We start from the raw sequence: 24923 nt of genomic DNA on the forward strand, positions 1-24923 counted from the left end.
TTCTTTATTTTAATTTTATGACAAATCAGCGTTTCCGATTGATTAAGCTAATGTATTTCTCTCTAGTTTTTGTTAAGCTGAGAGATTGATTTCTGCATTTGTGCCATCATGCTGCTCAGTGTTTCTATAGAAGGCTCCGGTGTAGGGTCAGGAAGGGAGGAAGAGATAAAAGCTTTGGCTTTCCATATTTCCAGGATTTCATCCGAGGCAATGGTATAAGGATCATAGACCTTATTGTCAGAAATCAGTTTCAATTCTTTGTTTTCCTTAAAGCGGTTTCCTGCTCTCTTATAAACTACTCCTTCATTTTTGCTGATGATGATATAGGTTTCCCCGGTCTTCACATCATTCCAGTTGTCGAGGTATTCGGCAAGGATGATGCTTCCCGACTGGATCGGCAGCATGGAATCTCCTAAAATTTCAAATGCCCTGAAGGTCCCTTGCTTTAAGAAGGGGAGTGGGAGTTGAAATTTAGGAAGGTCCTTGATGTATTCCGGATCAGAGAATCCATTCAGATAACCGGCACTCGCTTTCACTGGCACCATTTCTATGTTCTCATTATCGTCTTTATCTACAGAGATACTGAGAATTCTGAGGTTAGAGCCCTGGCTTTTTGGCTTGGGTTTCCAGTTATCGTTTATATTTTCGTTAATAAACTCATCTATGGTCAGGTCAAAATATTCTGCTATTTTTTTTAGCAAATCATATTTAGGTTCAGCCCTGTCTTCTTCGTACGCTCCGATGAGCGATCTCTTAATACCCATGGCATCAGCGAATTGCTGCTGTGTGTGGCTTTTTTTCTTTCTTAGGTATTTCAGGTTGGAGGAAATATTTGACATAAAATAAAAGTTTAAAATTTATTTGTTTTTACTAATATTGTTAGTATTATTGTACCAATAAAGTTAGTAATATTTATTCGAATACCAAATAGCTGTACTAACTAAATTAGTTTATATCATTTAATCCTTTAGTCATGAAGAAATTTGTATATATCGTAACTGATAGAAACCGCAAGAGTTTACATGTTGGAATGAGTTCTGATTTAATTAAGACGCTTGATTTTTATAAGCAGATGCCTAGTTTATTTTTTGATTGCGGCGAGCAGCTGACAAGATTGGTTTATTTCGAAGAGTTCAAAACTGAAGCTCAGGCATTGAGCAGGTTTAAAGTGATCAGCAGGTTTACCAGAATGCAGAAGGAGCGGATGGTAAGGGCTTGTAATCCGGATTGGATTGATCTGACGATCGGATTGGATTTTGAACATATCATCAGCAGTAAGAAACTGATGAACCAGGTGAATCTTCCCTTTATTCTATCATAGATTTTGAACCGGGACACCCCAACCGTTTGCCGGGGTGTTCCGTTCAAATGATTTTACCAGCCTGGAGCAAAGGTTAACCCAAATACACCGGCTTTAACGTCTTTACGTTGTAATGGAAAAGCATAGTAAGGTTCCAGTACAAAATAGCCAAATACATTGACCCTCAAGGACACCCCAAAACTGATCGCAGGAACACGCTCATTAGTTACCTGTTCCAGAATTGGATCACCTGCCGCATCTACCTTCGGATTTCCCTGGGCATCTTTTCCAGGTTGAGTAGTGTAGGTCGGCTGACTTTTAAATACGATCTTATTGCCCTGATTCCATGCCAATCCTGCGTCAAAGAAAAAGTTAAGGTCTGTAAAAAGGAACTTGGAAGGAATCTGTGCTAACTTCTTTGGTCCGGTAAAAGGCAGGCGAACTTCAAAATTGAAAACAGCCACCTTATTTCCTGATAATTGGTTAATGTCAAAATCTCCACTGGTCGAGTTGCGGCTTTTATAAAACGAATTCGCTTCATAGCCCCTGATGAAATAAGGATAGCCTATAAATAAAGGGTAAAGTCTTTCTCCATCTTTACCTATTCTCATATAGTTGAAGGTTCTGGCAGCAATGGTAAATGGTTTCAGGCGGATATATTTCCTGGCATCCAGGGATAGGGCATAAAATTTATAATCGCCAAAATATTGCTCTACACCCACACGGTATCTGAATCCATCCAGAGGAGAGGTAATGCCCATAATGGAATTGTCGCCAACAAATGAGGCATTGGCCTGCATAATCGTAAACGAATTCAGTGAAAAGCCCAGTTCTCTGGAAGCTTGTTCAGTAGGAATCCTCTTTTTATCTGATCCAAGATAGCCTCCGCTAATGCCGCCACCAAGGTCTTCATAATAATTGCTGAAGCGGTCAACGCGATAGCTATAGCGGGAGAAAGCACCACCCAATTCAAAGCGATGTACTTTATTAAATGGGTAGGCACCAAATACCTGCGCCTGTTCTTCAAAAGTACGAATGATATTTGTGCGGTCATTGAATACGTTGATTTTTCCGGTGCGTCCATCCAGTTGTTCGGCCACAACATCTCTGAAACCTGATACATACGGTGAATGGGAAATTGCTGCACCCCAGTTGATTCGGCTCGACTGGTTAATGTAGCCTACTAAACCACCGAAATCATAGATTTCCCCATTGATGGCAAGGTTGGCGATGATTTGGTTCTTGCCGAGAATATCACTGAAACGTCCGGAAATACCACCTTGTACACCCGTTCCAAAACGACTGGTAGAAACGCCTACTCCGCCGCTATTGGCCAGATAATCCAGTTTAAACTTAGGTCTGTAAGGAACCAGTCTCATGGAGTCTGTGGTTGTTTTTTCAAAACGCTCAAAATTTGCAAGGTTAGAATTCACGATGTCGACACCCAGGTTCTCCATAGGAGGGAGGACTGCCGCATCAAAATTCACTTCATTCGCATCTACGGCTTTTGACCTGAAGTTGCTCAGTGGTGAGTTGTATAAGGTATAGCGTTGTGAACGGTAATAACTGTAAACAATATCATCATTTCTGGAAACGGACATGGCCGGAGAGAATTCCGTGATTCCGCTGATCCCTGTAAAATAGTCCGTCAGCTGTTTTACTTTTTGATCAGAAAGGTTATACTCATACATGTTTCTGAAACCATCTCTGTTGGAAAGAAAGAAAATTCTTTTGCTATCGCCCGAGAACTGTGCATTTAAATTGTTTGCACCAGCGAATACCGGAACGTCAGTCAGGGTTTTGCTTTCGATATCATAGATCGTCAGGTTAATCGGATGAACGGCTGTATTCGCATTTTTAGACATAGAAGCTCTGTCGGAAGAGAAGACGATCTTCTTTCCATCCGGAGCATAATTCGGTGCGTAATCGGAATAATTGTCGTTGGTAATCTGGGTCACCTGTTTTGTTTTCAGGTTGTAAGAGAAGATGTCACTTTGTCCTTCTACCATACCTGAAAAAGCGATGTCATCGCCATTGGCGGCCCATGATAAGTTTCCAAACTGTGTCACTTCTCCCATTGGCGCACGCAGGTTTACTTTTCCTGTAGCTACGTCAATGATCATCAACTGGTTTCTTCCTTTGCTGAAGATACTAAAGGCAAATTGTTTACTGTCCGGCGACCAGGTTCCTGCAGATTCCAGGAAGTTAAAGTCGTCAATATGGGAATTTGAAATCTGACTGCTGAGCTTTCGGATGATCTTCCCCGTCTTTGCATCTGCGAGGAAGAGGTCGATTCCAAAGAGGTCTTTCTCCGATAAAAAGGCGAGGTACTGACCATCCGGACTGATTGCCGGGGCTACATTCATATTCCCTGCATTTTTATTGTCTATCACTTTTGTTCCCGTAATTTTCACCTGAGAACTGTCCGACTTTAACATCGGGCGGTAATGGGCTTCAATCGCATTTTTCCACAAGCCTGAAAGGGTACGGTCGTCATATCCGAAGGTATACCTCAATCCATTTTCATACCCGTATTTGGCAGTGGCCTTAAACAAAGGAACAATCGTTGTATCACCATAAACGGAACCAACAAAGGTCCAGAAGGCTTGTCCATATCGGTAAGGAAAGTATTTGTTGGAGTTGGTCAGGTCTTTTAAAGAAGGGATGTCTCTGTTGAGTAGTGCATCTCTCATCCACATGGAGGTAAAAGCATCTACTTTTCCTATAGATAGGTATTCTGCCATCCCTTCGACCATCCACAATGGCGTCTGGCTAATACTTTCCAGTCCGATGGAGTCTTTTTCCAGTAAAGTGTGGTATTGAAAGGCGTGAACCAGCTCATGTCCAAGTACATGCCGGGTTTGGTTGTTCAGTTCCATAACCGGCATGATTACCCTGTTCTTGAAGGCTTCTGTTACCCCACCTGTACCGATTCCGATTTCTCCGTTCAGGGCCGTTGTGGTCTGAAAATCCGGATGGTTATTATACAGAATAATTGGGTTTTTCCTTAAAAAGGTATCTCTGAAGATTTCCTGATGCATTTTGTACCAGGTCTCTGCATCCTGTGCAAATTTCTTGATTAGCTTCTCATTTTTAAGGTAGTAGTAGATCTCAAAGTGAGGCGTTTGCAGGACTTTGAATTTCTCATTCTTGTACCTAACAATGTTTTGTCCGAAAACCTGGGCACGGACAGCAGTTGCAGATACGAGGAGAATAATCAGAACAGGGAGTAATCGTCTAAAGAGAGTAGAGCTCAGATTCATAGCGTGATTATGTTGGTTGTGTTTAAATTTACGCAAAATTGTCTTATTAAGTTTACTGGCTGGCATCAGTTATTTCAAAGAGAACGTCCGGGAGAGGGAATACGCTACAGCAGGTAGTAATTTCAGCAGGGAGCTTAGAGCAAATGCCCCGGACCTTTTTGAGGGCGGGGCATCGTCATTATATCTGCTTTTATTGGTTGTTCTTTTCCTGCTCTTTTTTGATGCGTTCTTTTTCTTTCTCTTCTTCCCGCTGTTTCTTTCTCAGTTCTCTTTTTTCCTTTCTCGTTAAGGGAACTTCAGTAACAGGTTGTTTGACCGGTTCAGGAACCTTTTTTTCATCTGTTTTGATGATGTCCTCTTCCTTCAGTACCGGTTGTTGTTGTTCTTCTACTGCAGGGGTAGCCAAGGCGGTAGAATCTACTGAAAGGCTATCTGAGACGGCAGTGTCTACCCGAATCCTCGGACTTGGACAATTGATCTCTCTGGTAATTTTTACTTTTGATTTAGGGAATGCACCATAGGTATATCCTGTACTTGGGTCATGGTAAACTTTTTCCATAAACTTGGCAAAGATCGGTAAGGCTGTTCTCGATCCTTCTCCTGTTTCTCCGTTTTTGAAATGCGCAGTCCGTTCATCACATCCTACCCAAACACCGGTCACGAGGTCTTTTGTAACGCCCATATACCAGGCATCTACATAGTCAGATGAGGTTCCTGTTTTTCCGCCAATCTGGTTGTTGTTTTTCCAAAGATCCCATTCCCAAAGGGCTTGTGAAGTTCCTCCCGGTTCTTCCATTCCTCCTCTGAGCATGTAAAGCATGAGCCATGCAATTTCTTCGGAAAGTACTCTTTTTGTTTTCGCTTTAAACTCTTCAATGATATTATTGTCCTGATCGGTGATCTTTTCAACAAGGATCGGTTCCGTTCTTACGCCTTCATTCAGGAAAGTACTGTAGGCTCTTACCATTTCAAATACGGAAACATCATTTGGGCCTAAGCTTACGGATGGGACTGATTTTAGCGGGCTTTCAATTCCGCATTCATGTGCCCATTTTACTACATTTTCTGCACCAACAGCTTCTGTCACCTGTGCGGTAATGGTGTTTACTGATTTACCCAGTGCCCAACGAAGCGACATTTCACGATAGCTATAGCTCCAGTCGGCATTTTTAGGCTCCCAATATTCCGTTTTGCCATTTTCTTCATATTTGATTTTAACCGGCTTATCCGTGAATTTATCACAAGGGCTCATGCCATCCTGCAATGCAGCAAGGTAGGCGAAAGGCTTAAAGGTAGACCCTGCTTGTCTTTTACTCTGGTTAACATGGTCGTATTTAAAGAATTTATGGTCGATCCCACCAACCCAGACTTTGATTTTACCGCTGAAAGGGTCCATCGTCATCATTCCGGTATTCATGATTTTTCCATAATAACGAATAGAATCCATGGTAGAGAAGAGGGTATCGCGGTCACCTTTCCAGGTGAAGATTTTCATTTTTTTCTTTTTATTGAAATAAGCAGTCACAGAATCCGGTGTATTGCTGTATTTTTTTTCCAGGAGGGCATAGATCGGTAATTTGCGCATGGCACGATCCGGATAGTCTACTTTTTTCTTTTCAGAATCTTCCCATGGATCTTCCTTTCCCCAAACACTGTAGAATCTTCTCTGGATGGTTTTCATTTGTTCAGCCACAGCTTCTTCTGCATATTTCTGAAGCTTGGAGTCGATGGTGGTATAAATTTTTAACCCATCTTCGTACAGGTCGTAGTCGTTGTCGTTGGCCCATTTCTCCAGGTACTTGTCTACAGCCGCTCTAAGGTAGGAATCGCCATCACTTCCTTCATCTACGCGACCTTCCTTAAGTTTAATAGGTGTGTTTTTATACGTATTCAGCTCTGCAGCAGTGATGTAGTCGTATTTGTTCATCTGAGCCAGGGCCACATTTCTGCGTTCCAGCGCTTTAGCAGGATTCTTTATCGGATTGTAAAGGCTTGTACCTTTCAGCATGCCCACAAGTAATGCGGATTCCGGAACTTCCAGCTCATTGGTTTGCTTATCAAAATAAACCCTTGCAGCAGTCTTAATGCCATAGGCATTGTTTCCAAAGGATACGGTATTGAGGTACATGGTGATGATGTCGTCCTTAGGATAGTTAGACTCCAGTTTTACGGCTGTCATCCATTCCTTTAATTTGGACACGATGGTTCGGACTACAGGAATATGTTTAATGAACCCTTGTGATTTGTTGTATCTGGTGCGGTAAAGGTTTTTGGCAAGCTGTTGTGTGATGGTACTCGCCCCACGTTTATCTCCGGTAGCGGTAGAGAGTCCGCTGGAAAGCAAAGAACGGAAATCTATCCCCATATGGCTGTAGAAACGAACATCTTCAGTAGCTACCAATGCTTTGATAACGCTGGGCGCAATCTCATTGAAACTTACCGGCGTCCGGTTTTCTTTATAATAGCGGCCAATCAGTTTTCCATCGGAAGTATAGAGCTCAGAGCCTACACTAAGGGTCGGGGCTTTAATGTCCTTATAGGATGGCGAGTAACCAAATAACCATAAGAAGTTGAGTTGCAACGCGCAAAAGAAGATGATAATGCAAAATAGGAATATGCTTGGATAACGGATATACTTATTGCGAATTTCTTTAAACATGGGATAAAGATCAAAAAAACGTAAAACAGTTTGTGTTAAATTGTGTTAAAACTTGCAGTACAAATTAACGTAATTAATTTGGAAAGGGATTTATTTGCTATTTCAAGGCGGTTTTTGTAACTTACGGGTATAAATGCGGGGATAATTATATTCATTTTGGTATGGTTAGTCAGGAAAATAAAAACAAAAAAAATCCGATTCTTAGAACCTGGAATAACTACGAATTTAGGCTTTACGTGCCGAAAAACATTAGCAAAGATAATAAAATAGAAGTTCATTTTTCTTACTTAAATCCTGCAACCGGCAAGGAAAAACAGATCAAAAGGTCAAACGGAATCGACAGGTATGCCAAGCCAAAGATATACACAGAACAGGCGAACAAACTCATAGAGGTTTTAATTGATTTAATCAAATCTGGATGGGATCCGATTAATAAAACATTACCAGGGTATAAGAAGTTAACCGGGTCATCTACCATGCAGGAATGCATAGAATCCTGGCTGAAAGTGAGAGATGGACATTTTGAAGATAAAAAAATCCAAAAGGGAGAATTAAATTCCACCAAAAATGTCTTCAATCTGTTTACAAAGTTTCTGGTCGAAAATGAGCTTTATCAAGCTAAGCCTTCATACTTTACGGTAAACGACATAGATCAATTTATGCGATATATTGAAAAAGCACAAAATCTTGGTAAAGCTAGCTACAATAGCTATTTATCTAGATTGACTTACTTTTTTGATTTTCTGATTATTGAAAGATTAATTGTTTTTAGTCCGACAAAAGGTGCACATCGCTACTCCACTAAAAATCTAGAAACCAGGTATAAAATTTATGAAGATGATGAATTAAAAATGGTGAAGGATTTGTTAACTACTGATCCTAATTTTAACGATTTGCTGGTTGCCGCTAATTTGTTGTATTCATATCGAATTAGGGGGAAAGAGCAATTAAGAATTAAGATGAGTTTTTTTGACTTCGAACATAACCTATTAACATTTCCAGTAGAAGTTATGGAAAGAGGGAGGATGATCAACGCAACAAAAAATGGGAATCCTGCTACTTTTCTATTATCTGAAAATATAATGACCCAAATCAAAGGCTATCTTGGAGATGCGATCAATAAACCTGATTTCTATCTTTTTGGGGGTAAAAACCAGCCAGGGCCCAACCAAAGATTTGAAAGCTACTTTTCCAATAAATTCGCCTATCTGAGACGAAAGTATAATCTGTCTTCGAAATTGAAATTTTATGCTTTAAAGCACACTTCCAATTACAATAGCTATGAAAGTATAGGCATCGAAAAACTTTCTAAAGTGAATCGTCATGCATCAATTAGCCAAACCCAGGACTACATAAAAAGCAAGTTAAAAAAAGAGATCATTTCTGTAAGATCCGAAACTGAGTTTTAATAGATGCGTTTGCCTCTAGTTAATATTTTGTGTTTGAGCATTAGCTTTTCCTGCTCTCTTGATGTTTTTTTCTTTGGAGCAAGAGCTGATGGCTTGGTGTAGATCGCTTTAATAAAGTCTACCTCGTATTTAGTCTGTTGGACAACAGCTAAAATGTCTTTTAAAAACAATTCAATTTGCTCAAACTTGGGTATCTTGTCAATAACTTCAGATAATTTTATATTTCCCCTGATTTCCTGCGCAGTATGTCTTTTGCGAGTTTTATTTGAACCCGATGAAGTTTTTACGTTAAGTATAGTTTGTTCTTTTCTCATACTTCAATAATCAGATATAGTAATCGAATATTATCCCATATGGGACAAATACCTAATGCAAGAGGATTTGCTTTTTTTTTATGGATTGAAATTCCGTTGGTAGCCTGGTTGTCCCGTTCAATTTTCAGGGCCTGAAAGGTAAAACATGCTTTGAAGCGGTCTATTTGTCCCATATGGGATTTATCGCGATTGTAACTCTGGAATTTTGTCTCAACAAATTCAAAAAAAGATGAACAGAGAAACAACTGTACTGGAATTCTTCCCGGCTTTGGAAGCGGGATATGAACCAAAGAATTACTCTTACTACAAAGAGGATGTGCCGCTGGGCAGTTATAAGGCCAAGTTGGATTTTATGCTGTGGTCCAAGACTTATATGGCGGTTAATTGCTTTTTTACTATCATCAAATCCCAGAAAAAGATTAGTCTGTCAGTTTACAAGAAACCTGGTGAGGATGGTCTTTTCCTTGCTGGAGAACTGGAAGTCCGTTATGTTCCTTTTGGCTCAACTTTGCAGCTTGTTATTGATGCCAATCAAAACGGTAAGCCGATCCTGTTTGATGCTTTTGTTGAAGGGAATGTGACAGGGGACTAGACCCAAGTTAGAAAATTTCCTGGAGTTTATTTGCACCGCCTCGGATCTCGGCTGTCGTCCTTCTTTCTTTAAAAAGAAGGAGCAAGCGGAAGTTAGGCAGAGCCTTACTTGTGCCCCTATGCGCTGCATTGGGGCCTTGTAGAATTCTCCGGGAATTCTTTGACTGCATGAAGCAGAATTGAACCATGAAAAACGACCCCCTTATGGAAATCTGTATTGACCTAATTCAAGTTTATGGAAGTTGAAAGCGTAGAGAACTTTGAGAACCTGTTGAATATGAAAACTGTTAAGTTTTCTCAAAAAACGGATGAGAGGTTTGTCAAGATCTCTCATGCGCTTGGTAGGAGCAGGCGTGAATTGTTTAGTCAAATGGTAGATTACTTCTACAAAAACAAAAAAGATCCTACGGACCTGAATGATGATGCGCTGAAGAGCACGCTTGTGCGAAGCCATAAAACCTATGTTGGTTTTATCAAGAACCAAGAGGATTTGCTGCTAATCCCTATGAAGGAGGCTATGGACAAGATGATCACTAATCAAAAGGATATTGTTCGCTTTTTCAATGAGCAGGTGATTGGTGCCAATAAATCGATACTTAAACATCAGCTTGAACAGGTAGATAAATTTGCTGCGACTGACCAGCTTATGAAAGTGCTTAAGGAACAGATGGAGACCAAGGCTAAGCTTAAAGTAAAGATGCTCCAAATTTTGAATGGCTACATCAAGGCTAGGGAAGAACTGGGCTCATTTAAAGCCAAGGAGAAGGAAGAACTTGCTGACAGGGTGCGTAACCAGGTTGAAAGCCTCTGATTATGTTTTTGAACATTACCGATAGCGAAAAGAAGGATAAGGGAGGGAATAGGGGGAGTTGCGGGGAATTGGTGCACTACCTGGAGAAAGAGAACCGGATCTATAAACTGTTAAACCCTGAACAATGGTTTAATGGTATTGGTAGCGGCTATGCACCTTATGAGGTTAGAAACAGAATCGATGAGAATAAGGCCAAATTGTGTAAGAATGAGGCTAAGTTCTTTTTGCTCAATATCAGTCCAAGCCAGAAGGAGATAGCTCATCTTAAAAAAATGTATGGAGAACAAGGTGCCAAGGATCAGCTGAAGTCTTATGCTATTAAAATCATGGATGAGTATGCCCGAAATTTTAAAAGAGCGAAGGTGAATGATAATCGAAACTTACTTTGGTTCGCAAAATTAGAAAATCATCGGTACTACAGGCATAATGATAAAGAGGTGAAAAACGGAACGGCAAAGCGAGGAGATCTAAAACCAGGGGAGCAGATGCACATCCAGGTGATTGTCAGTCGTAAGGATATTACCGACAAGATCAAGTTGAGCCCTGGTACTAACCATGATGGACACAATAAAAAGATTTCCAGTAAAATGGGGGAGTTTAACAGAGTAGCTTTTAAAAACTCCGGTGAGCAGGTCTTCGATGAAATGTTTGATTTTAGTCGTCCACTCACGGATACCTTTCGATATGCCAATACCCTGGCAAATGGGGGACTGGCAGAAAAATTGGCTTTACGGGAAGAGAAGGGGAAGATGGACCAGGCATCCAGAGATTTGGGCTTGGAATTAAAATCTCTTGTCAAAATGGATGTGAATACCTCAACGCTACTGGAGGTTCTACTGGCTAAACCGGATTTTGATCCCGTGCCCGCACTGAAGAAAAAGAAAAAACGAAAGAAAGGCGCTCAGCAACAATCTGAACTTAGTTTTTAAACTTTAAATATATCTAAATGAATACAGGAGAAGATATTCAGGGTCTTAGAAAGATTCTGGATTTTACCCGGTTGATCAGTATTGCAGTGTTGTGTATTCATTTTTACGAGGTCTGTTACCAGGCTTTTAAAATGTGGGGCTGGACTGCGGCGATCACAGATCGCCTGTTAGCCAATATCGTTCATACCGCATTGTTTGACAATCTCTGGAATCCAAAGCTCGTTGCGCTGCTTTTCTTGTGCATTTCTTTGATTGGGGTTAGCGGCAAAAAGGATGAGCAAATTCAGCGGAACAGCATTATCGCTTATCTGGTGAGTGGCCTGATCTGTTATTTTATCAGCATACTGGTTTTATATGTTCCGGCACCTGTACAGCCATTAACCGTTTGCTATATCGGTATAACCGTTCTTGGGTATTTATTGGTTCTGACAGGAGGTGGCCGGCTTTCCCGTCTGATCAAAGAGAGCCTAAAGAAGGATGTATTTAATGAAATGAATGAGACTTTCCCCCAGGAAGAGCGCCTGTTAGAAAATGAGTATTCCATTAACCTACCTGCTAAATACAAGTTAAAGGATCAAATCAGGGCCAGTTGGATCAACTTTATTAATCCTTTCCGTGGTTTACTGGTAGCTGGTACGCCAGGAGCCGGAAAGTCTTACTTCGTGATCCGTCACATCATTGACCAGCACATTAAAAAGGGCTTTTCGATGTTTATCTATGATTTTAAATATGACGATTTGAGTAAGATCGCTTATAACAAGTTGCTTCAGTATTATTCAAAATATGCCGTAAAGCCAAAATTCTATATCATCAATTTTGATGACCTGAGCAGGACGCATCGTTGTAATCCCCTGGCCCCGGAGAGTATGGACGACCTCACTGATGCCACCGAAGCCAGTCGTACGATTATGATGGGGCTCAACCGAGACTGGATTAAAAAGCAGGGTGATTTTTTTGTGGAATCGCCGATTAACTTTTTAACAGCAGTGATCTGGTACCTCAGGAAATACCAGGGGGGCAAGTATTGTACACTGCCGCATGTGATTGAGTTGATGCAGGTGGATTATGACCAGTTGTTTGCAGTGCTGATGGAGGAGGAGGAGATTCGGGTGTTGATTAATCCGTTTATTTCAGCTTACCAGAATAAGGCCATGGCACAACTGGAAGGGCAAATTGCTTCGGCTAAGATTGGATTGGCTCGCTTGTCTTCACCACAGCTTTACTATGTATTGAGCGGAAATGATTTTACGCTGGATGTGAATAATCCGAATGAACCCAAGGTTGTCTGCGTGGGTAATAACCCTCAGAAATTACAGGTGTACGGAGCAGTATTGTCACTTTACATTTCCAGGGTGATTAAACTGGTCAACCGCAAATCTCAATTGAAAAGCAGCTTGGTGTTTGATGAATTTCCAACCATTTATTTTAACAATATGGATAGCCTGATCGCTACCGCCAGAAGTAACAAAGTGGCAACGACTTTAGCCGTACAGGATTTTAGCCAGCTTAAAAAGGATTACGGGGCAGACCAGGCAGATGTGATTGTAGGCATTGTCGGCAACATTATAAGCGGACAGGTGACTGGGGGCACGGCTAAGAAGTTAAGTGAAAATTTCGGGAAAATCCTTCAGGATAAGGAAAGCAAGAGTATTAATAGCAGCGATATTTCCATTTCTAAATCTACGCAGATGGATTATGCGATTCCAGCCAGTAAAATTGCTGCTCTGTCTTCAGGGGAATTTGTTGGGATGGTGGCTGATAATCCAGATCAAAAGATTGCTTTAAAAATGTTTCATTGTGAGATCCAGAATGATCATAAAGCTATTGCTGTGGAAGAAGCTGGCTATAAGGATATTCCTGTAGTAACGCCTGTGTCATTTGGGGAAGTAACGGAGGTTTATGTTAAGATTAAGTGGGAGATATCCGCTTTAATTGAGCAGGAATGTAATAAAATCAGGGAGAGGGCATCTTTCCCCAAACAGGAAGATTCCGCTAAAGATTCAGAAAACCCAGTTGGATTAAAGATCTGATTTACATGGTTTCCTCTTAATCCAAATCCTAGATGTTAGCTTCACGGTCAATTTCGATGTTTTCGGCAATGAAAACACGAATGTTCACGTTGATTTGAGAAAAACAGGTAAAATGGTCACATTTACCCATACCGCTTGATATGGTTGAAATTGAGTATAATATATATTGACGGAAATTGAATTGGTAAACTTATAAAATTATTCAATAGTTTAGGTGAAAATTAACGCTTTATGTCAAAGAAAAAAACACCAAAAGATTCTCAAGAAGGATATGTGATTGCAGAAGAACGAATCGAACATTTTAAAGCATCTTCTAAATTGAGGGCATTAAATTTATCAAAGTTAAAATTAGAAAAACTTCCTCCACAATTGTTTGATATCGAGAATATTAGAGATCTTTTTCTTAGTAGTAATTATCTAAAAGATTTGCCAGAAGAGATAGCTAAACTTCACTCTTTAAGAATTTTAAATATACAAAATAATCAGTTTTCTACCTTTCCAGAGGTTCTATTAAAAATGGATAAACTTACGATTTTGAATTTATCCAAAAATAATATCGATGAGATCCCAGATGATATTGCTAGGTTGTCTGAATTGAAACAGCTTTCTCTTAGGGCAAACAAGATTAAAGCCATTCCTGAAACGATTGGAAAAATGGTTAATCTTCAACATTTGGAATTGGCAGACAATGAACTTAAGGAGTTGCCCAGAGAAATCGGATATTTAGGTAATCTCAAGAATATTTCTTTAAGCGGTAATCCGTTCGTATTTCCAAGTTCCAGTACCGTTCAAGGGATTCTTCCCGAAAATAATGGAATGTTTCAATTACTTCATTATTTTATTAATAATCCACCTGCGAATATTGACAACGATATTACCACGCGGATTGAACTTCCTGCTCAGTTAAAGGTTGCATTTCATCAGTATCTAACTTATTTTAACATCTATGTTTACAACCTTTCAGGTGTAAGAATTAGCTCAGAAATCGTAGAAGATGAGTTGGGATTAAGTATCAAAGTTCCCCAGGCTGATATTGATTACTATAAAAAATATCTTATTGTTTTTATGGACTTTATTCAAAATAAAGCCGAAGATATAAATCCAAGATTCGAACGTGAAATGAATGGGCATGAAAAGGAATTAGCCATTTTGGAGCTTAGAACTCAAGTTCGCCATATGCAGACGCAAATAGAAATAAAAAACATGGAAACTAAAATACTAAAAGAGCATGTAAACGACCTCGTCAGTTTATTAAGCTTAGAAAAGTCTCATCCACAACCTATTCTTATTCAAACTACCTCGACAAGCTCCGCAAATTCTTCAGCTAGGGCTATGGCACAATCATATGTCGATTTTAAAGTTGATTTTCCTGTATTGCAAAATGAACTCCTGAAATTTAAAGAAGAAATTTTTAAGCATTTAAATGAAGAGCAAAAAAAGGAGCTTGAAATAATAGATGCAGAATTATTAGATATTGACGAAAATATAGAAAGTCCAGAAGCAATTAAGAAAGCTCCTTTCAAAAGAGTAAAAAGAATTATTGAACAAATCAACGATCCTGATTCCGATTGGGCTAAGACTATTAGTGCGTCAAAAAAAGGTCTTGATTTTCTCCAATCTATGGGAAGATCCTATAATAAAATTGCTCCTTGGCTTGTTCTTCCGTCTATTCCTGAAGTTTTTGTGGGTAACAAAAAGTAGTTGTTTTATTAAATTTTATGCAAAATCAGATTTGGGAATTGGGATGGGTTTGAAGTCTAATTGGAAGTAAATATCAGCTTGTTTTTTCATATAGATCCTGCACGGGGTCAAATGACGCTTTGTATTTGAAGTTCGTTTTTTCCAAGACTATTCTGGCAGCGATATTCTCACGACGCACCACCGCACCAATTTTAGCAATTCCCTGCAGAACTAAATTGTCTACAAATTGAGGCAGTATCTGAGTCATGATGTTGCAGCCACTGGCATAACTTCCCAAGTAGAATTCTAGGAAAAAGGGATAATGATCCATTTTGTAGTGTTCCTTCGCAACCTCTGGAGAGATCAGATCAATCATACCGATCACCTTATTTAGTTCTTTATGTGTAATGAAATGCAGATAATTGCGCCCAGAATGATAGTTAACAATCGAGGTTTGTAAAAATAGCTCTGCTTCCCCCAAACTCTTTAACCGCTTACCTGGTATAAATTTCAAGGTCTGCTCATCTGAAAGGATATCAAAAATATCCTTTGTCAGTACTTCAAACCTTCTCAAGTCCTCTGGGCGGAATGGGTGGATCAAGAGTTTTTCGTTTTCAAGGTTAATAGCGCTAAGCATCAATTCAGGCCAAATATTCGGCAATAATATCAATTATTTCCGCCTGTAATGGATTACCGGATTTGTTTCCCAGCTGGTGTTGGCCAGAGTTGAATTTCTCAATATAGGTTCCTGTCAGGTTATTGAATTTCAAGTAACCCTGTTCAAAAAACCTTTCCTGAACTTCGCCTGAGGAGTCCATCGAACGAAAGGTTAAAGGCAAAATGAGTTTTCTTTCCTTCTCCATTACCAGCCATAAGAACACTTCGGAAAGTTCCGCGTCTTGGGGCAGGTCAGTCCGTTTGATCTCTAAAATGAGGTGTTTTTCATTTTCCAGGAAGTACAGGCAGGTAAAGCTAGGTTTCATTTGTTTTTTAAAGCTGATGGCACCGAAAATAAAAAAATAAAGTAGAAATTTGGTTGGAAACTTGTAAAGTATGGCTAAGCTGATTAAAAACTATAACGATCTGCAATAGATTACATAACCAATTTCTAGTTTAAAGAACCTGAGTTCCTGCAATGGAAGCCCCAATCGCCCAACCCGTTTCCAATGTTGCATGTATTCCGTTTTTTGCTTTTGATATCTTTTTATTTTTTTCCATAGTTGTGTTCTCCTTTCTTGATTTTATTAATGAATATTTCATTACTACTAAAGCTAATATGAGAAGAGCAACTGGAATCAAACCACCGCAGGTAACAAGTCCCCACCCCGTAAGGGCTATCTTAATTTTTTTGATTTCAAAGAATGAAAAACAAAGATAGGTTTTACTTGCTATTTTTAAATGTTGAAAATTAAAAGTTTTAGAATGAGTTTGATTGTCAAGAGTTTTTTTTGGATGAGCAAATCAAACTAAGGATTCCAGAGTGGACGAGTCCGGTCAGATTCAGTTATAGAAGTCAATTCTTTGGATTATTATTATGCTATACAGGGGAAAATAATCTCACTTAAGAAATTGTAATCAATAAGCATATTAAAGGATATCTATCCATTAGAGAAGACAAGCAAAGATTATATTCGACGTGTTAACATTTCTCGGCAGCGACGGCATCAGGAAGATTGTTTATAGTCTGAAATGGTGTGATTAGGAAATTCGTTATATATTTTATTTACTGTCTCATGGTGTATAATTCGATTGTAATTCAGGGTGACTTCTGGTAAATGTTTGCACTTCGTTCATGAGGTGTGGGAAATGGCAAGGAATCTTTGCAGGATCACTTTCATCATAACGGACCACACTCTTATTAATTTCATCATCACTAGAAAAGCTTTCATGATTCAAATTCCATTTATCATTTTCTTTGGCTGCATGAGCTGCCAAACCCCATTCAAAACTCAGAATTGGTTTGATGCCTTTTTTTGCTTCAGATCCATTGCTATATTGAAACCAGGTTTGAAACCTAATAGTGTAGTTAACTTCTTTCCACCACGGAAACAGTTCAAGAAATGGAATGTCATAAAACTCAGCCTTTTGAATATGACCAAACATATCTGTTATCTGGTTATTTAATATTTGGTAAGTATGATAATGACAAATCTCAATAGATTCTGTGTCTTTCAGTTCAGTTCCGTTGTTTGAGTATACACAATCCTTACCTGAGTCAGTAAGTATCTTTAACTCGTGAAGGGTGCAGATCTGGGTAAGATAAAAAAAACCGTGTGCAATATCTTGAATTTCGAGTTCTGGGATAACAGAAATGCCCCCATTTAGTGGATAGTTATGATAGGTGCTAAGAGCAGTAGTCAGGTCAAAATAATTTTGAATGTTCAAAATTCGGAAACCATGATTTTGGATTGAGAGCACTGGAATAGATATCATTATCGAAGATATCTATTTTGCTTTAATACCAGTAGTAGACAATTTCGAATTTGGTTATTTGGCCGCAACCAGGACAATCGAGGATAAAGCTATATCTTGGTATAATAGGAGGAAAAAGGTTTTATTGTAATATGTTTGGAATTATTATTCGATGCAGGCTGCTGATATCTTACTTTTACTATTTTGACGAAAGATGATCAGGATCTCTCATAGAAGTTCAGGATACAAAGCCACAACACCCTGCAGGAGGTTTTATTAACATGAGGTTTGGTTAATTACAATTAGTTGCATATTATTGGCCTTTCTTTTCGCAAAATAATAGGGGAACGGCAAAATGAATGAATACAAAAAACACAGCGATGCTGAACTTTCCGCACTATTACGCAAAGGTGATAATGCTGCGTTTTTAGAAATCTACGACCGTTATAACATTTTGCTCCTCAACTACGCCTTCCGCAAACTCCAGGACAAACAAGAAGCTCAGGATATCGTCCAGGAGGTCTTCATCACCCTTTGGGAAAAGCGTGACAGCTTTATCCTGAAAACATACCTATCTGGGTTTCTTTATAAATCCATACTTAACAAAGTCTTGAACATCTGGAAACACAATAAGATCGTCCGTGAACATGCACAGTTGCACAATCTAAACATTGACGTGGACACAATAGAAACCGACTTCTTGATTCGCGAGAAAGACATTACTGCAATGATCGAAAGGGAAATAGCAGCTATGCCACCAAGAATGCGTGAAGTCTACGAGCTCAAATATAAACAATACCTGAGTACCAAAGTGATTGCAACACAATTGGGAATCTCCGAAAATACGGTGTCCAACCATCTCAAAGCAGCCTCTGCACACCTGAAAGATAGACTTGGTATTTTGATTTTTGTTCTCTATATCCTTAATAAATAAAAAAAAATAATTAAGGATATCTAATTGATAATTAGGATGTTGGTTGGATGTTTTGGTTTTTCTGAAGATTTATTTAACATCCGACTAGCCAATTGCTTTTGCTGGATTGTCTATGTTGTATAATCAGCTTGCTGGAGGGATCAACAATCTATATAGACCAAACATGAAAATCGTAAACATTGAACATCTGGTAGATAAATTCAATGCAGGAGAATGCTCTGCGGAAGAAGAGCAGATCTTGAAAGGTTGGCTGCATCAGTATAATATGGAAGGAAGTACCGGTTTATCCGATGAAGACCTTTTTTCTGCTCAGACAAGTATGTTGGAAGCGATTGAAGCGGTAAGATTTCCTAAAGCAAAAAAGCTTAAGCTTTGGCCGCGTATTGCTGCCATTGCAGCAGTAGTAGCGACAATTACTATTGGTGCAGGACTCTTTTATTATAACCAAAGCAAATTAACTGATCAAAGTTCCCAAACAGCTTATAAAAGTGACATTGCTCCAGGTAAAGTTGGAGCGACTTTAACGTTAGCCAATGGTAAGAAGATTGTGTTGTCTGAAGCGTCAAAAGGAGAGCTTGCTGAAGAGGCTGGTATTAGCATTACTAAAACTGCCGATGGTCAGTTATTATATGAACTGAATAAACAGGGACAGACAACTGAAAATAAAATCAATATACTTTCTACCGCCAAGGGGGAGACCTACAGGGTGCGTTTACCTGATGGTTCCCTTGTGTGGTTGAATGCTGCTTCAAGTTTAACCTATGACTTTGCACTTAATGAAATTGGGGAGCGGCGGGTTAAACTGAGTGGTGAGGCGTATTTTGAGATTGCAAAGGACAAGGCGCATCCTTTTGTAGTTAGTACAGATCGCCAGCAGGTGCGTGTCTTGGGTACGCACTTCAATATAAACAGTTATACGGATGAGCCTGTAACAGCTACGACATTACTCGAAGGCTCGGTTCAGGTCCTTGCAGGAGGAAAGGAGAGGCTATTGAGACCTGGGCAGGAGGCTAAGCTGGGCGAGAACGGCCTGGCGGTTGTTGAAGCGAATATAGCTTTGGCAACAGCCTGGAAAGACGGAAACATGGCATTCAGGAAAACTGATATTCAAAGTGTGTTGAGACAGATTTCACGTTGGTATAACATCGAAGTAAAGTATCAGGAAAAAGTACCGGATTATACCATTACAGGTGAAGTGTCACGTGGGGAAAGCCTCTCTTCGGTTTTAAAAATACTGGAGTTGAGTGAGGTGCATTTTGAATTGAAAGGACGAAAACTGACAATCTTACCTTAATAAACAGCATTAGAAATTTAACCTATAGCCTATGAAGTAATCCTAAAGAAAATTAAAACTAGGTGTTAATAATTCTACGGATATAAAAACCGGAGGTGCTGTTCAGAGCACTTCCGGTAATATCTGGGGGAATGTAATTCCTGATTGAACGATCCTAGACAGATTTATCAACTTAACCCAAACTAAACAAAAGTATGAATTTATTTACATGCACTCTGCATCCTTTAGAGGAAAAAAAGCGGGGGGTATCTAACCTAATATGCAAGGTTATGAAGCTCAGTATATTATTAACGATTTTATGCTGTTTTAAAGTTTCTGCATCGGTTTACGCGCAGAAAATTAGTATTGACGTACATAATGCGCCAATTGAAATGGTGTTTGCCCAGATTAAGAAACAAAGTGGCTATGTCTTTTTTTACAAAGATAATGTACTGGAGACAAGCAAGAAAGTATCCGTTAGACTAAAGGATTTAGATTTAAAATCTGTCCTGGAGGCTTGTTTGAAGGATCAGCCTTTAACCTATGAGATTTCGGGGAAAATTATAGTGATCCGGCCGAAAGTAGATGTGAAGGCATCATCGGGCTCGAAATTAATTAGCATCATAGGAAGGGTATTGAATGAGCGGGGAGAGGAAATGGCTGGGGTAACCATCAGTGTAAAGGGTACAGAAACAAGAACAAGTACCAATGAGCAGGGTTTTTTCTCCTTAGGAAAGATCGATGACGACTCCCATCTAATCATCTCCTTTGTTGGATACAAGTCACTCGAAATAAACCTTGATAAATTTATTGGAATTACCCGCTCGGTAAAATCTGGACAGACCACCGGATCGGTCGATAAGAGCGGAGTGTTATCTTTACGAGTTGTCATGCAAGAGCAAGTCCAAGTTTTGGATGAGGCTGTAATTATTTCAAACGGTTATCAGAATATTTCTAAAGATCAGTTTGTTGGTGCTGCTACAGTTGTAAAAATGGATAACATAAGAACACTTGGTGAAGTGTCTGTAGATCAGATGCTACAAGGGGTTGTCGCTGGTGTTGACGTTCAGGTAAACAGTGGCCAGGTTGGATCCACGCCTAAAGTTCGTGTGCGGGGAACATCTACGCTGTTAGGCAACCAAGAACCACTTTGGGTTGTAGACGGGATAATTCAGTACGATCCTCAGCCGGCATATACCTCAAATGCTAGCGCCGGAGGTACAGACTTCGCAAGTCTCAGGCAGATTGCTGGTAATGCCATATCTTGGCTAAACCCAGATGATATTGAGTCTTTGGTAGTTCTAAAAGATGCTTCCGCGACAGCTATCTATGGATCAAAAGCTGCAAATGGTGTTATTGTGGTAACGACCAAAAAAGCAAAAAGAGGCCCGTTATCAACTTCCTTTAATTTTTCAACCAGTGTGGGTCAAAAGCCCGGCTACGGCATGTTCAATCAAATGAATTCCCAGGAGCGGATGCAATTTTCGAAGGAAATGTATGATGCAAAGATTAGCTTTTCATCGCCGATACTAAAGATTGGTTATGAGGATATTATTTCCAAGCTGTTGAACAAGCAGATTACTAAGGAGGAATTTGACATACAGTACATGAAAATGGAACGGCAGAATACGGATTGGTTTAAACAATTGTTCCGGACACCAGTTAGCCAGAATTACAACATCAGTATGGGTGGTGGATCTGATAATGCTGTTACCAGAGCCTCCATTGGTGTTATTCGTCAAATGGGTGAAGCCAGAGGCAATGATCAATTGTCTTTTTCTGCAACATCCAACAGTACTTTCAAAATTAAAGACAGGGTTACCTTGAATTTTATTGTAAATGCGGGGTCAAGAACTGTTGATGGCTTTTGGAAGGATATTGATCCCTTCAATTACGCCTACAACACCTCCAGAGTCATTCCAGCTTTTACTGACAATGGAAAGTTCTTTTTTCATGAAAAATGGGCTGGTTTTCCCAGTACGGTATACAACGGTAAAAACAGCTATGGATACAATATCATGAATGAGCTGGCTTCAACTGGAAATAGAAATTCAGCTAAAAATTTTGGAGGTAATCTAGATTTGGGCGTGAAAGTATTTTCATCTCTACAATACCGGGGATTATTTTCATCCAATACTCAGGACGCAAGTACAAAATCCTATGGAACTGAACGCTCTTTTTTTTCCACTAGTCTTAGAGGATATGAATATGACACTGTATCACCGAATAGTGTGCAAGAGAAGTCTAGCAGGTTGCCTAATGGGGGTGTACTATATACAGAGGATATTTCGACCCAATCTTATCTGATGAGACACTCGTTGGTTTTTGACAAATTGTTCAAGGACGCGCACAGAGTAACTGTACAGTCAGGGTTTGAAGTCAGCGCGAAGAAGATGACCGGAACATATAACACTTTATATGGCTACTTGCGTGATAGAGGGGAATCGTTTGTAAGTTTGCCTACTACCTACACCCATGAACTTCGTGCTACTGATGTAAGGGTAAATGACTTACTCAGAGATGCTTATCTAAATCAAAGAGTTGTAGATAGACAGAATAACTTTGTAAGTGCTTATGGTTCTGGGATTTATTCATTTAAAAACAGATACGTGTTCAATGTCAACGGCAGGGTAGATGCTTCAAACCGATTTGGACAGGATGAGAACAAGAAATTTCTTCCAATCTGGTCAGTTGCTGGAAAATGGCAAATCGCTAATGAAAGATTTGCGGAAAAGTTAACATGGCTAAGTGCTTTTAATGTATACGCTTCTTACGGGGTACAGGGAAATGCAGTTGAAGAAGTTTCTCCTTACCTAATTGCCACATTCGCTGGAGTTGATCCTTACTTTGGGCAAAATATTTTGACTATTCGTTCTTTACCTTATCCTGGACTTGGATGGGAGAAAACGAAGTCGTACAATTTCGGAACTGAAATTGTGGTTCTCGATAGGAGGCTCAGTATAGTTTTTGATCTTTATAAGAAGACTAGTAATGTATTGTCAAGCCGAAATGTTGGATACGAAAATGGCGTATCCTCAGGAATCATCCGAGGATCTGAAGTAGAGAACAAAGGATATGAACTTACGCTCAATCTCGAAGCCATTAGACATCGTGATTTCAGTTGGCTGATCTCTCTCAATGGAAGCGTATATAAGAACAGATTGCTGGATAATGGAAGGGGAAATGAGTTAGATGATTATCTAGATGGCACAGTCATAAAAAAAGGATCATCATTCTCTACATTTTATGCTTACCAGTTTGCAGGCTTAGATCCTAAAGATGGCCACCCGCTTTTTAAAAATTTTGATCAGAGAACGGATGACCCTAGCAAATATTTGATTGCTGTAGGGAAATTGACACCCGATTTTGCAGGAGGATTTAATTCCACTATGAGGTATAAAAACATTTCATTGATGGCACAGTTTGCTGTCTCATTCGGGGCAAAAAAACGCCTTCCTGCTATCTACAACAACAGGGAAATTACCCCAGAAAAGAATGCTAGCAGAGACTTGATTAATAGATGGAAAAAACCAGGTGATGAACGCAATCCTAATTTGTATCCTTCCCTTCCAGGGACCGGTGAGTCCGTTGTCTATATACCTACGTTGAACGGCTTATTGTCAAACGCTTACGATGTATACAATCTTTCAGATGCCAGGGTAGCGGATGCAGGCTATGTGCGGTGCAGGCAGATTTCACTTAATTATGAGTTCAACAACAAGCTAATCAACAACCTGGGATTGAAGCGTCTAAATATCCAGCTCTCAGGCACAAATCCTTTTCTATTCACTTTTGATGACAAATGGAATGGAATTGATCCTGAAACCGGATTCTGGCCAGCCAGGAAGACTTTGAATTTTTCAGTTAATGCTAACTTTTAAGATACTCGTATATGAAAAATATAATTCTATATGTATTCCTATTAATCTCCGTATTTCAGGTTACAGGATGTAAGAAATTTCTGGAGGCGAAATCAAAGGAAGAGATAATTCCTAAAACCGCTATCGATTTAAGGGAGCTGTTGCTTGGAAACGGATATCCACAAGCAACTTCAGCATATTTCCATTTCCTGGCAATGCTGGACGACGACGTTCAGCTTAACACGGCAAGTTCGCAAGTGGGGACAACTGAAATTGTTGCACGTTTTCCAGTTTATACCTGGCAGCCTAATCTTTATGACAATACTTATACATTGCCTGGTTTATCGGGAAGTTTAACTTCCTATGAGCTTCTGTACGGTTGGATACGAGGTTGTAATGCTGTATTGGATTACGCGGACGATGTAACCGGAACAACGGAGGATGTGGCCAGGGTAAAGGCAGAGGCTCTGGCGCTGCGTGCTTTTCATTATTATTACCTAATCAATCTTTATGGAGTTCCTTATAATAAAGATAAATCTGCTGCGGGTGTTCCTTTGAAACTCGTATCTGGTCTAACAGAAAATCCAATTGGTAGAAATACAGTTCAAGAAGTATATCATCAAATGGTTAAGGATTTAGAGGAGGCAATTTCTTTATTTAAAGCTATTTCTGTGACCAGAAATGATTTTCGGATAAACTTGCCAGCTGCTTGCATTTTGCTTTCCAGGGTGTATTTGTATATGGGCGAATGGGACAGATCTATTACATCAGCTACACTGGCGGCGGAACGGGGGGGAGCGTTAACTAACCTTACTGGCCAAAACGCTCCTTACTTCATTCTAGATTATAATTCCTCTGAGCTTGCATGGAATTTTGGATCTCAGGATGTTAGTTTTCCTCCAGGTTTTCTCCCATCTCCTGATTTGCTTTCCATGTACTCAGAAGCTGATGTCCGGTCAAAATTATTCTTTAATAATGATCAAACATTACCGGCGAAATACTCCAATGACTTTACAGTCAGTAAGTTCGGGAAAGGTATGCGTACTGCCGAAGCTTATTTGAATCGGGCAGAGGCTAATGCTGAAAAAGCTTTGAAAGGAGACGCCGCCTCATTACAGGCTGCCCTGTCAGATCTAAACCTTTTACGCTACAATCGGATTATCGGATATAGTGATGTTATTATCAATGATGCGAATGTCCTCAGGGAAGAAATCAGAAAAGAACGAAGAAAAGAATTATGTTTTGAAGACCATAGGTGGTTTGATCTTAGAAGATATGGTATGCCGGAGATTACACATACTTACAAAGCTTCTGCTGGATCTTCTGTAGTAACCTTTACACTGAAGCAAAATGATCCTTACTATACCCTGCCTATTCCAGATGGCATGTTTAATAACAACAAATTACTCACCCAAAACCCCTCTAGGAGTCAAGCCCCGAGAGTAGGTCAATAATAGC

At 39.7% G+C, this 24923-nt stretch carries 19 protein-coding genes; 11 read left to right on the plus strand and 8 right to left on the minus strand.

Annotated features, from left to right (window positions below; genetic code table 11):
• Positions 1–62 precede the first annotated feature (62 nt).
• Positions 63–839 (minus strand): XRE family transcriptional regulator, encoded by a 777-nt coding sequence (locus BLQ87_RS02065; protein WP_074604467.1) that lies wholly within the window; start codon positions 837–839, stop codon positions 63–65.
• Positions 840–973: 134 nt separating this feature from the next.
• Here BLQ87_RS02065 and BLQ87_RS02070 point away from each other — a divergent pair, with 134 nt between their 5' ends.
• Positions 974–1321, plus strand: a complete 348-nt coding sequence (locus BLQ87_RS02070; protein WP_074604468.1) for a GIY-YIG nuclease family protein — start codon at positions 974–976, stop codon at positions 1319–1321.
• Between the two features lie 53 nt (positions 1322–1374).
• On the opposite strand, the gene BLQ87_RS02075 is transcribed toward BLQ87_RS02070, so the two are convergent.
• Together BLQ87_RS02075 and BLQ87_RS02080 are read right to left on the minus strand one after the other, a co-directional pair.
• Positions 1375–4563 carry a basic secretory protein-like protein gene (locus BLQ87_RS02075; protein ID WP_074604469.1) on the minus strand — a complete coding sequence of 1063 codons (3189 nt, stop codon included), beginning with the start codon at positions 4561–4563 and terminating at the stop codon, positions 1375–1377.
• Between the two features lie 190 nt (positions 4564–4753).
• A complete protein-coding gene (locus BLQ87_RS02080) occupies positions 4754–7222 on the minus strand; it encodes a penicillin-binding protein 1A (RefSeq protein ID WP_074604470.1) in 2469 nt (822 codons plus the stop codon).
• A 161-nt stretch (positions 7223–7383) separates the two neighbouring features.
• Between BLQ87_RS02080 and BLQ87_RS02085 the strand changes: the two genes are divergently transcribed.
• Complete coding sequence (locus BLQ87_RS02085) at positions 7384–8631, plus strand: tyrosine-type recombinase/integrase (RefSeq protein WP_074604471.1); 1248 nt, start codon at positions 7384–7386, stop codon at positions 8629–8631.
• On the opposite strand, the gene BLQ87_RS02090 is transcribed toward BLQ87_RS02085, so the two are convergent.
• Positions 8628–8945 (minus strand): hypothetical protein, encoded by a 318-nt coding sequence (locus BLQ87_RS02090; RefSeq protein WP_074604472.1) that lies wholly within the window; start codon positions 8943–8945, stop codon positions 8628–8630. The two genes, BLQ87_RS02085 and BLQ87_RS02090, sit on opposite strands and share 4 nt — an antisense overlap.
• A 229-nt stretch (positions 8946–9174) precedes the next feature.
• Here BLQ87_RS02090 and BLQ87_RS02095 point away from each other — a divergent pair, with 229 nt between their 5' ends.
• The 5 genes from BLQ87_RS02095 (at position 9175) to BLQ87_RS02115 (ending at position 15007) form a co-directional block, all read left to right on the plus strand.
• A complete protein-coding gene (locus BLQ87_RS02095) occupies positions 9175–9537 on the plus strand; it encodes a hypothetical protein (RefSeq protein WP_074604473.1) in 363 nt (120 codons plus the stop codon).
• A 234-nt stretch (positions 9538–9771) separates the two neighbouring features.
• Entirely contained in the window at positions 9772–10347 is a 576-nt protein-coding gene (locus BLQ87_RS02100) for a BfmA/BtgA family mobilization protein (RefSeq protein ID WP_074604474.1), read from the plus strand.
• Positions 10348–10349: 2 nt separating this feature from the next.
• Positions 10350–11276 carry a DUF5712 family protein gene (locus BLQ87_RS02105; RefSeq protein WP_074604475.1) on the plus strand — a complete coding sequence of 309 codons (927 nt, stop codon included), beginning with the start codon at positions 10350–10352 and terminating at the stop codon, positions 11274–11276.
• 17 nt (positions 11277–11293) lie between these two features.
• The gene (gene mobC / locus BLQ87_RS02110) at positions 11294–13306 is read left to right on the plus strand and encodes a conjugal transfer protein MobC (RefSeq protein WP_074604476.1); all 2013 of its coding nucleotides are present in this window, start codon (positions 11294–11296) and stop codon (positions 13304–13306) included.
• Positions 13307–13537: 231 nt separating this feature from the next.
• On the plus strand, positions 13538–15007 hold the full coding sequence (locus BLQ87_RS02115; protein WP_074604477.1) for a leucine-rich repeat domain-containing protein: 1470 nt from the start codon (positions 13538–13540) through the stop codon (positions 15005–15007).
• Between the two features lie 73 nt (positions 15008–15080).
• Here the strand turns inward: BLQ87_RS02115 and BLQ87_RS02120 are convergent, their stop codons facing one another.
• The 4 genes from BLQ87_RS02120 to BLQ87_RS02130 all read right to left on the minus strand — a co-directional run bounded on the left by BLQ87_RS02120 (position 15081) and on the right by BLQ87_RS02130 (position 17419).
• Positions 15081–15647 (minus strand): GNAT family N-acetyltransferase, encoded by a 567-nt coding sequence (locus tag BLQ87_RS02120; protein WP_143010307.1) that lies wholly within the window; start codon positions 15645–15647, stop codon positions 15081–15083.
• Positions 15628–15969, minus strand: a complete 342-nt coding sequence (locus BLQ87_RS02125) for a hypothetical protein (protein WP_074604479.1) — start codon at positions 15967–15969, stop codon at positions 15628–15630. The genes BLQ87_RS02120 and BLQ87_RS02125 overlap by 20 nt, the downstream gene beginning before the upstream one ends.
• A gap of 130 nt (positions 15970–16099) precedes the next feature.
• Complete coding sequence (locus tag BLQ87_RS33685) at positions 16100–16246, minus strand: hypothetical protein (RefSeq protein WP_172664796.1); 147 nt, start codon at positions 16244–16246, stop codon at positions 16100–16102.
• Positions 16247–16717: 471 nt separating this feature from the next.
• Positions 16718–17419 carry a hypothetical protein gene (locus BLQ87_RS02130; RefSeq protein ID WP_074604480.1) on the minus strand — a complete coding sequence of 234 codons (702 nt, stop codon included), beginning with the start codon at positions 17417–17419 and terminating at the stop codon, positions 16718–16720.
• A gap of 334 nt (positions 17420–17753) precedes the next feature.
• Between BLQ87_RS02130 and BLQ87_RS02135 the strand changes: the two genes are divergently transcribed.
• The 4 genes from BLQ87_RS02135 to BLQ87_RS02150 all read left to right on the plus strand — a co-directional run bounded on the left by BLQ87_RS02135 (position 17754) and on the right by BLQ87_RS02150 (position 24919).
• Positions 17754–18332, plus strand: a complete 579-nt coding sequence (locus tag BLQ87_RS02135) for an RNA polymerase sigma factor (RefSeq protein ID WP_074604481.1) — start codon at positions 17754–17756, stop codon at positions 18330–18332.
• Between the two features lie 163 nt (positions 18333–18495).
• Positions 18496–19626: a FecR family protein gene (locus BLQ87_RS02140; protein ID WP_074604907.1), complete on the plus strand. Its 1131-nt coding sequence runs from the start codon at positions 18496–18498 to the stop codon at positions 19624–19626.
• Between the two features lie 269 nt (positions 19627–19895).
• The gene (locus BLQ87_RS02145; RefSeq protein WP_074604908.1) at positions 19896–23486 is read left to right on the plus strand and encodes a SusC/RagA family TonB-linked outer membrane protein; all 3591 of its coding nucleotides are present in this window, start codon (positions 19896–19898) and stop codon (positions 23484–23486) included.
• Positions 23487–23497: 11 nt separating this feature from the next.
• The gene (locus tag BLQ87_RS02150) at positions 23498–24919 is read left to right on the plus strand and encodes a RagB/SusD family nutrient uptake outer membrane protein (protein ID WP_074604482.1); all 1422 of its coding nucleotides are present in this window, start codon (positions 23498–23500) and stop codon (positions 24917–24919) included.
• Positions 24920–24923: the final 4 nt, after the last annotated feature.

It is taken from the genome of Pedobacter steynii, assembly GCF_900103665.1.
Lineage (GTDB): Bacteria > Bacteroidota > Bacteroidia > Sphingobacteriales > Sphingobacteriaceae > Pedobacter > Pedobacter steynii.